This window comes from Mycobacterium sp. E2462 (assembly GCF_001672685.1).
Lineage (GTDB): Bacteria > Actinomycetota > Actinomycetes > Mycobacteriales > Mycobacteriaceae > Mycobacterium.
This window is the reverse complement of the sequence record NZ_LZKC01000371.1, coordinates 1-8422: the sequence shown is the minus strand read 5'-3', so window position 1 is coordinate 8422 and position 8422 is coordinate 1. Positions and strand designations below refer to the sequence as shown.

Annotated in this window: 9 protein-coding genes; 3 read left to right on the top strand and 6 right to left on the bottom strand. The window is 68.1% G+C overall.

All coding sequences use genetic code 11. The annotated features are described in order from the left end of the window. Positions 1-462: 462 nt before the first annotated feature. The 4 genes from A5714_RS19585 to A5714_RS19570 all read right to left on the bottom strand — a co-directional run bounded on the left by A5714_RS19585 (position 463) and on the right by A5714_RS19570 (position 3233). Positions 463-1014, bottom strand: coding sequence for a tautomerase family protein (locus A5714_RS19585; protein WP_068287998.1), 552 nt, complete (start codon positions 1012-1014; stop codon positions 463-465). 242 nt (positions 1015-1256) lie between these two features. Further along, positions 1257-1745, bottom strand: a complete 489-nt coding sequence (locus A5714_RS19580; RefSeq protein WP_068287996.1) for a MarR family winged helix-turn-helix transcriptional regulator — start codon at positions 1743-1745, stop codon at positions 1257-1259. Between the two features lie 218 nt (positions 1746-1963). After that, entirely contained in the window at positions 1964-2386 is a 423-nt protein-coding gene (locus A5714_RS19575; protein ID WP_068287993.1) for a nuclear transport factor 2 family protein, read from the bottom strand. 112 nt (positions 2387-2498) lie between these two features. Continuing rightward, positions 2499-3233: an SDR family NAD(P)-dependent oxidoreductase gene (locus A5714_RS19570; RefSeq protein WP_068288002.1), complete on the bottom strand. Its 735-nt coding sequence runs from the start codon at positions 3231-3233 to the stop codon at positions 2499-2501. A gap of 130 nt (positions 3234-3363) precedes the next feature. On the opposite strand from A5714_RS19570, the gene A5714_RS19565 reads away from it, so the two are divergent. The 3 genes from A5714_RS19565 (at position 3364) to A5714_RS19555 (ending at position 5858) form a co-directional block, all read left to right on the top strand. Continuing rightward, positions 3364-4014, top strand: a complete 651-nt coding sequence (locus A5714_RS19565) for a TetR/AcrR family transcriptional regulator (RefSeq protein WP_068287986.1) — start codon at positions 3364-3366, stop codon at positions 4012-4014. Further along, complete coding sequence (locus A5714_RS19560; RefSeq protein WP_068287983.1) at positions 4011-4607, top strand: NTP transferase domain-containing protein; 597 nt, start codon at positions 4011-4013, stop codon at positions 4605-4607. Before A5714_RS19565 ends, A5714_RS19560 begins: the two co-directional genes overlap by 4 nt. A 90-nt stretch (positions 4608-4697) precedes the next feature. Next, positions 4698-5858 (top strand): XdhC/CoxI family protein, encoded by a 1161-nt coding sequence (locus A5714_RS19555; RefSeq protein WP_068288000.1) that lies wholly within the window; start codon positions 4698-4700, stop codon positions 5856-5858. Between the two features lie 25 nt (positions 5859-5883). Here the strand turns inward: A5714_RS19555 and A5714_RS19550 are convergent, their stop codons facing one another. Together A5714_RS19550 and A5714_RS19545 are read right to left on the bottom strand one after the other, a co-directional pair. Next, the gene (locus A5714_RS19550) at positions 5884-8022 is read right to left on the bottom strand and encodes a molybdopterin cofactor-binding domain-containing protein (RefSeq protein WP_156747402.1); all 2139 of its coding nucleotides are present in this window, start codon (positions 8020-8022) and stop codon (positions 5884-5886) included. After that, positions 8009-8422, bottom strand: a 414-nt coding sequence (locus A5714_RS19545) for a (2Fe-2S)-binding protein (RefSeq protein ID WP_068287977.1), incomplete at its 5' end; no start/stop codon positions are given. The genes A5714_RS19550 and A5714_RS19545, both read right to left, overlap by 14 nt.

Below are 8422 nucleotides of genomic sequence, written 5' to 3'. Positions count from 1 at the left end.
CGGCAGTGCGCAAGGACCCCGTTGTCCAACGATGAAGATCGCCGGGTCGAGAATCCGACGCCGTCCCGGGCCGGGGCGCCGCCAAGTCACGATTTGTCGCCGCGGCATTGCAGACGATCGCGACGGCTGGCCGCCCCGATCGTCAACCCGCACGCCGCGCGCCCGGCCCCGGCCCGGGACGGCGTCGGATTCTCGACCCGGCGATCTTCATCGTTGGACAACGGGGTCCTTGCGCACTGCCGACGCCGCGGACGCGACGAGGGTCGTCAAATTTCCGTGACCCGGATAGCGCTCGCGCATCACGTTCACCCACATCGATGCCGTCGTCGACGAACTGCGCGTCAACGAGGAGCGCCTCTCAGGGGCCGAAGATGAGCGTCGAGGTAACTGGCGAGAAAGTGCCCTTGCCGCCGGCCAGCTCGCGGGCCGGTCAGCTGTAAACCTGCAGCTGCAGTCGGGAATTCATACCGCGGACGCCTCACCCGACGCCAGCCTCACCGTCGCGCGCGCCTCTTCACGGCGCTGGGTTTCGAGACGTTCTTCGGCCTGTCCGGCCAGGCCGGGGGCAATGTAGCCCACGATGCGTCCGATCGAGAATTGTGCGCCGCCCGCGCCCCAGCTCCCGTCCGGCACCTCGTGGACGAACACCCACACGCGGGCGGCGACGTGCCGCCATTTGCCGTTTTCCGCCGAGGCCACCGCGCGGGTGATGTCGGGGACGATCGACTCGCGAAACGTCATGTCGGCCTGGCCTTCCGGGACGCTGACGTGGAATTTGTAGAACGGTGCCGTCGTCGACTCACCGGCGACGTAGGTGTCGGTACGGTGCACGAACAGCCATGCAACTTCCATGGCGCGTGCATGGCTGGCTTTCACCTCCGCCGGATCGTCCATCAGGTCCACGATGCGACGCAACTCGTGGCCGACCATCAGGTCGGTCACCTTGCGCACGAGCTCTTTTTCGGCGTCAGGCTCGAGAGTGTTTGCGGGGATGAAGGCGTCGATCATCGGCATAGTCGGGTCCTCTCGCCCGGTAACCAGTGCGACGCTAACACCCTGAGTAGTTCTTTGCAACTCAGATAAATGAGGTGCGCCGGCAGCCCTGTCGCGGTGACCGACATCGAACATGTCGAATTCACAATGTTTTCCGAAAAAGCGTCGCTGAGCGTCGGCCCTGCAACTTCCGCCTCGCCGTCGAGCTGCCGCGTCTTTCGCCGCATCCGAGCGGTTCGCCCGGCATCGGCATACCGCCGCGGCTAGCTGCGCTCGGCAATCCGGTCGGTGATGGCCTCGGCCGCTCTGCCGAGCTGCATCAGGTCCGCCTTGGTCAACGGCTCCACCACCAACTCGCGCACCTTGGCGACGTGTACGGGTGCCGCGTCGACGACCCTCTTCATTCCCGCTTTGGTGAGCTCGACGACGCTCACTCTGGCGTCATCAGGACACACTCGCTTCTCTACCAGGTCGTTGCTTTCCAGGCGCCGAATCACGTGCGACAACCGCGACAACGAAGAGTTGGCCCGCGAGGCGAGCTCCGACATCCGCAGTGTCCGTAGGTCGGCCTCGGAGAGATTGGCCAACACGAGGTACTCGAATGTCGTCAATCCGGTGGTGCGCTGCAGATCGCTTTCCAAGGCCGCCGGGAGTTCCATGATGAGCGACAGGATTTGACGCCAAGCCCGCTGTTGATCGTCGTCGAGCCAAACCGGTTCGGGTTGAGGCGGCTTGCGCCGGGGCGGCGTCACCGCAACACCCCGAGGGTTCTCGATCGCTCAACGGTCATCCGCGCCTCCTCCGATCTGGGGGACAGCCTAATCGTCCATCGACCGAACGGGGGACCGATTCCGACCGCCGCGCACGGCGTCCGCCACCCAGTAAGTTGACGTATTCGCCCCCTAGCCTGCCGCCGAGCCCTCCTCGGTGCGGCCGACGCCCATGGTCGGGAAAGTGTTGCGGCGCAACGTCACTGCACGCCCGTCAGCAGCGTCCAAGGCTGCATGCCAAGAACACCCGCAACGCGCCCCTGCATCTCGACGCCGGCGGGTAGCGGTCGCCACCATATCGTTATCTCGCCGATGTTGCCGTCCTCATCGAGCCGGAAGAAGTCCACACCGTCGACTACGGTGTCGTCGATCCGCAGCCGGAACCGGGCGGCGTGGTGCGTCGACCCACTGAGGATCTCCTCGTAGGCGAGATCGGTCGCGACGGTGCCGAGGGCCCGAATAGCGTCCAGCACCGCCTTGCGGCCGGTCAGTGGTTCCGCGTTGAGAGGTCCGGACAGCACGACGTCTCCGGCAAGGAGGCCGGAAAGCGCGTCGTCGCCGCCGCCGTGCATGCAGTCGACGAACGCTTCCACGGTCTCACGGTGGAGGGCCACGGTGGTCATGATTACTCCTTGTCTTCTTTCACTTGCCTCACCCGCGCCGACCTGTTTGGCGGTTCGGTCGGCGATTCGTCAAGTGAGCGGGTCCGACAGCCGGATGCGGGCGGCGCAGCGCTCAGACCGCCGTCGTTCCGCCGTCGACAACCAGCTCCATGCCGTTGACGTAGCTCGAGTCGTCCGAGGCGAGAAACAGCGCGGCAGAGGCGATTTCCTCGGGACGGCCCATCTTGCCGCGTGGGATCAGCGACTCGAACTGCGCCTTCGTCTCCTCGTCGAACAACTCCTCTTGTTTGGCAGTAGCGACCTGACCCGGGGTCAGCACATTGACCCGAATGTTTCTGTCCCGCAACTCCGATACCCACACGCGCGCATAGGCCGGCAGCGCGGCCTTACTGGCGGAATACACACTCCAATTGGGATAGCCCCTCAGCGAGGCGTTCGACCCGGTCATGAAGATCGAGCCGCCGTCGTTGAACAACGGCAGCGCCTTCTGGACCGTAAACAGCGTGCCACGTGCGTTCAACCAAAAGGCGGCATGGAAATGCTCCTCGGTGATCTCACCAAGGGCACAAGGCTCGCCCGTCCCGGCACTCGCCCACAGCACATCGATCGCGCCTTTTTCTTGCTTCACCGTGTCGAACAGACGGTCCAGGTCGTCGAGGTCGGCCGCATCACCCGGCACGCCGGTCACGTTGCGACCAATGCGTTCGACCGCTTGGTCTAGCGCGTCCCTCCGGCGACCCGAGATGAACACGTGCGCGCCTTCGTCGACGAACAACTTGGCGCCGGCCAACGCCATACCGGTCGTCGCACCGGTGATCACCGCGACCTTGCCGTCGAGTTTTCCCACGATCACTACCGTTCCTGTTGCGCTACCACTTGAGTTATGTACACCAATCTGTGTGCTTAGCGTAGAGGGCTGTCGCATCGATATCAAGTTATGCACACCGATCAGTACCCAAATGGCCTACGCTGGGCATATGGCGGAATTGGAGAAAGGGCCTCAGGGCCTGCGGCGCGGCAGGGGAGCGCGAGAGCGCATCCTGAACGCTTCGCGGCAACTGTTTCGCGACCAAGGCATCAACGGCACCGGGCTCGACCAGCTGTGCGCCGTGGCGCAGGTGTCCAAACGCACGTTCTACCAACACTTCACGAGCAAGGACGAGCTGATCGCCGAACACTTACGCCGTTTCGATCCCGACCTGCTGCCCGAGGTGTTCGACCGCGCCGACCTCACACCCCGCGAACGACTCCTCGCCGCTTTCGACATCCACGGGCCCCTGTGTCCGTTCATCGCCGCGGCCGTCGAAATCCACGACCCGGCCCACCCGGCACGGCTGCATGCCCGCGAGTACAAGAAGGCCTTCGCCGCGCGCCTCACCGACACCGCCCGCGAAGCCGGCGCCGCCGACCCCGAGCAGCTTGGTGAACAACTGGCGCTGTTGCTGGATGGCGCCTCGGCACGCAATCGGGTCCTCAACGACGAGACCTTCGCCACCGCCGCGGCCATCGCGGCCGTCCTCGTCGACAACGCCACCTCGGGTGCCGCGGCCCAGGCCAATGGCGGCGAAAGCGCCTCGGCGGCAGGGCGATCCAGTGCCCGGCGCGGCGGAGAATCCGGCGCACGTTGACACCGAGGACGACCTGGCGGGCCCGCTCGAGACCGGCATCGCCGCGCTGCGTCGGGGTGCTGTTGGCGGCCGGTGCGGGCCGCCGCTACGGCAAGCCGAAGGTACTGGTGCCCGGCTGGCTGGATGCCGCCGTCGGGGCGTTACGCGACGGCGGTTGCACGCAGGTGGTGCTGGTCCTGGGCGCGGCTGAGGTGACGCCACCCCCGGGTGTTACCGCGGTCGTCGCCGAGCACTGGCAGCAAGGATTGAGCGCGTCGGTGCGTGCTGGCCTAGAGCAGGCCGAGCGCTCGGGCGGAGAGTACGCGGTCCTACATGTCATCGACACACCCGACGTCGGCGCGGCTGTAGTGGCGCGGGTGCTGAGCCGAGCGGTGCGGGCCCAAAGTGGGCTGGTACGAGCGTATTTCGATGCGCGTCCCGGGCATCCGGTAGTAGTCGCCCGCCAACACTGGCCCGCACTGTTGGCTTCGTTGTCCGGGGACTCCGGCGCCGCCGCCTTTCTGCGGGGCCGTACCGATCTCGTCATGGTGCAGTGCGGTGATCTGGCCGACGGTCACGACATCGACGAACCGCATCCGCACCACCCCGGGTAGCCGGGAGGTGGCTGGCTTGCGCGCGGGTCGACGGGTGCTGTCCGCGCGGTCGCGTCCACAGACAGGCCAACTGCGCCTACCGTGGAACGCGTGCAGGACGTGCTTGCGGAGCTGATGGCGATATGGCGGGCGGGCGGCACTGCGGGACTGGCCACCGTGGTACGGACCGAGCACTCGGCGCCCCGACTGCCAGGGGCGTGTTTGTTGGTCGCGCCGGACGGCGCGGTCAGCGGGTCGCTGTCGGGTGGGTGCGTGGAAGGAGCCGTCTATCACTCGGCGGCGGCGGTGGCGCACGACGGGACCGCGCGACTGGAACGCTACGGAGCCGCGACCGGAGATCCGTTCGAAGTGGGATTGACCTGCGGCGGTGCCCTCGACATCTTCATCGAGCCGATATCGCCGGCCACCTTTCCGCATCTGGACCAGCTGGCCGAGCGCCTCGCGACCGACCGCGCAGTCACCGTCGCGACCGTGATCGCTCACCCTGACCCCGCGAGGCTGGGCCGGCGGCTCGTCGTGACCTCCGATTCGATCATCGGAACGCTCGGTTCGCCGCGCGCGGATGCGGCGGCCATCGACGATGCTCGTGCGCTCCTGGCCGTGGACTGCACCGCGATCCGCGAATACGGGCCCGAGGGCCAACGCCCGGGGAGCGGCATGCAGGTTTTCCTGTCCAGCGCCGCGCCGCGGCCGCGCATGCTGATCTTCGGTTCGACCGACTTCGCCGCGGCGCTGGCGCAGCAGGGTCGTCTACTGGGTTACCAGGTGACGGTGTGCGATGCCCGCCCGGTGTTCGCCACGACGGCCCGGTTCCCCGACGCGCAAGAGGTAGTAATTGATTGGCCGCACCGCTACCTGGCAGAACAGGTGGCGCGCGGGGCCATCGACGCGCGCACCGTGATCTGCGTCCTCACTCACGACGCCGAGTTCGATGTTCCGGTGCTGCAGATCGCGCTGCGCCTCGACGCGGTGGGATATGTGGGGGCAATGGGATCGCGCCCAACGCATCACGAACGGATGGTCCGGCTGCGAGCGGCAGGACTGACCGACGGTGAGCTGGCCGGTTTGTCCAGCCCGCTGGGACTCGACATCGGCGCCCGGACCCCGCAGGAGACCGCGGTGTCAATTGCCGCCGACATCATCGGCCGCCGCTACGGCGGAGGCGGCAGGCCGCTGACCGGTTTGGCCGGGCGAATTCACCATGACCACCCGGTCGGCGATCATCCCGAAACCAGCGGGACGCGGCCCTGACCCGGGTGCCTGCCGCGCCGCGCCGCTAGGTGGGCATCGCCGCGATCAGCTGCTCGGTGGTCAGCGGCAGAGTGCGCACCCGGACGCCCAGCGCGTCGTAGACAGCGTTACCAATCGCCGCCGCGGTGGGGCCCTGCGCGCATTCTCCCACCCCCAGCGGGGGATTGCCTTGTCCGGCAACCAGTTCCACGTCCGTAGCTGGCACTTCGGAGAAGCGCAAGATCGGGTACGTCTCCCAGGTGGTGCTGGTGACCCGCAGTCGATCGAAGCGAACGCGCTCCTTGAGCGTCCAGCTGGTGGCTTGAATCGCGCCGCCTTCGATCTGGTTCGCCGCGCCGTCGGGGTTGATGACCAGCCCGGCGTCCACCACCAGGGTCAGCCTGCGAACGCGGACCTCGGCGACGGCGTGCACTTCGGCGATCACCGCGCAGTAGGCAGACGAATTTTTGTAGCGCGCATAGCCGATACCGTGCCCCACCGAGTCCTTGCGCGTGCGCTGCGCCCACCCGGCACGCCGCGCCGCACGCTCCAGCACCGCCCGCCCGCGCGCGTCGGACAGTTGGGCCAACCGGAATTCCAGGGGGTCGCGCCCGGCGGCAGCGGCCAGCTCGTCCAAGAAAGACTCGGCGGCGAAGACGTTGAGGTGCGCACCCAGCGATCGCAGCGCCGAGGTCCGCAGCGGCATGACATTGAGCAGGTGGTTGACCACCCGGTAGGCGGGAAAGTCGTAGCCCGGCAATGCGTTACGGCCGGCCCCGCCCCCCGACTCCGGGGGCGGCTCACCGCCGGCGCGAATCGGTTGCCCCCCGGTCAGGTGGGCGGCAGCCAGCAGCGCATTGGTTTCCGTGGTGCCGGGCCGGCCCATGTAACTGCCGCTGAAAATCTCGTGGCGCCAGGCCAGTACCTCGCCCGCCGCCCCGCAATCGGCGCTGAGCTCGACGAGCCCGGCCGGACCCACAGGCGCCCAACCGAGTTCGTCCGGCCGCGACCAGACCACCTGGACCGGCCGCCCGGGCACGGCGCGGGCCAGCAGCGCGGCGTCCAGCGCGGCGTCGTCAGCGCCGTTATGCCCGTAACAGCCCGCGCCTTCCACGTGCCGGACCACCACCCGGCCGAGATCGATGCCGAGCGCGGCCGCCAATTCCCGGTGCAGCTGGTGCACGCCCTGGCTGTGCGACCACACCTCCAGGCGCCCGTCGGGATGGGCGAGCGCGACCGCCGCCGACGGGCCCAGCGACCCATGGGACAAATACGGGCGGTGGTAGCTGGCCGAATGGGTCCGCGCCGGCCGGGGAGCCGAGGCCGGATCCGCCAAGCCGCGATCGCCGAGCACCGTCGTGTCGGCCGGCGCCGACCGCAAGAAGCCGGGCAGGTCCGCCTCGTCGGGCAGGGTGGGGCATTCCCGCCAGTCGGCGTCACCGGCAAGCCGGTCGCGAGCGCGCAGCGCAATCTCTTCCTGCTCGGCTACGACTCCCACGAAGTCGCCGTTGCGCACCACCGCGACGACACCGCGCAGGGCCCGGGTCGGGGCGAGCTCGACGTCGCGCAGCCGCGCCCCGGGCGACGGCGGGCGCAGGACTCGGCCGTAAAGCTGCCCGGGCAAGGCCAGGTCGTGCAAGAAACGCGGCGCACCGGTCAGCTTCTCGGGCAAGTCTAGGCGCGCGGCGTTGCTCCCGACCAGCGTGTAGTCCCCTTCGGCCTTCGGGCGCGCCTGCCCGGTAACCTCGCGGTCCAGCAAGGTGTCGTCGGCCAGGTCCCAGTAGCTGATGCCGGATCGGCGGGGCTCCGCGCGCCGCCGGATCACGCCGTCGAGCACCTCCAATTCTTCGGCTGCGACGGCGAGCTTGTCCGCAGCGGCGTGCACATAGATGGCCCGCACCTCGGCGCACACCTGACGCAACGCCGCCCCGGACTGCTGAATGGAACGGCTGCCTGCCGTGAACCCCTCGTCGGGGCTGACGTCCGTGGCCGTGGCGAGCATCCGCACTCGGGTCAGGTTGATATCGAGTTCCTCGGCGACGATTTGCGCCAGCGCTGTCAGCACGCCTTGGCCCAATTCGACTTTGCCCGAACGCACCTCGACCACGCCGTCGGCGCGAATGCGAATCCAGCGGCCCAGGGCGGGGTTCGCGGCCAGGGAGGGTGGCAGCTCAGTGGTTGACATCATCGGCCCCGGTGGCAGGCCCGCGCATATCGGCGGCGGCCCGAAGAATGGCGCGCACCACTCGGTTGTGTGAACCGCATCGGCACAAGGTGGGATCGAGGGCGGTGCGCACCTGCTCCTCGGTGGGGTCGGGGTTATCCGCCAGCAGTGCCGCCGCGGCGATCACGATGCCCGACATGCAGTACCCGCATTGGGCGGCTTGCCCCGCAATGAGGGCCCGGACCACCGGGTGCGGGCGGTCGCCGTCGTTGAGCCCCTCGACGGTCTGTACGGCCTTCTCTGCCACCGCCCACAGCGGTGTTTGGCAGGAATAGGTCGGCTTGCCGTCGACCAGCACAAAACACGCCCCGCACAGGCTCAACCCGCAGCCGAACCGGGTGCCCTTGAGGCCGAGATGGTT

Bases quoted from the DNA above. Each gene is read 5' to 3' on its own strand.
- A5714_RS19585 (WP_068287998.1), bottom strand. From the start codon at position 1,014: ATGCCGATGATCGACGCCTTCATCCCCGCAAACACTCTCGAGCCTGAC.
- A5714_RS19575 (WP_068287993.1), bottom strand. From the start codon at position 2,386: ATGACCACCGTGGCCCTCCACCGTGAGACCGTGGAAGCGTTCGTCGAC.
- A5714_RS19565 (WP_068287986.1), top strand. From the start codon at position 3,364: ATGGCGGAATTGGAGAAAGGGCCTCAGGGCCTGCGGCGCGGCAGGGGA.
- A5714_RS19550 (WP_156747402.1), bottom strand. From the start codon at position 8,022: ATGTCAACCACTGAGCTGCCACCCTCCCTGGCCGCGAACCCCGCCCTG.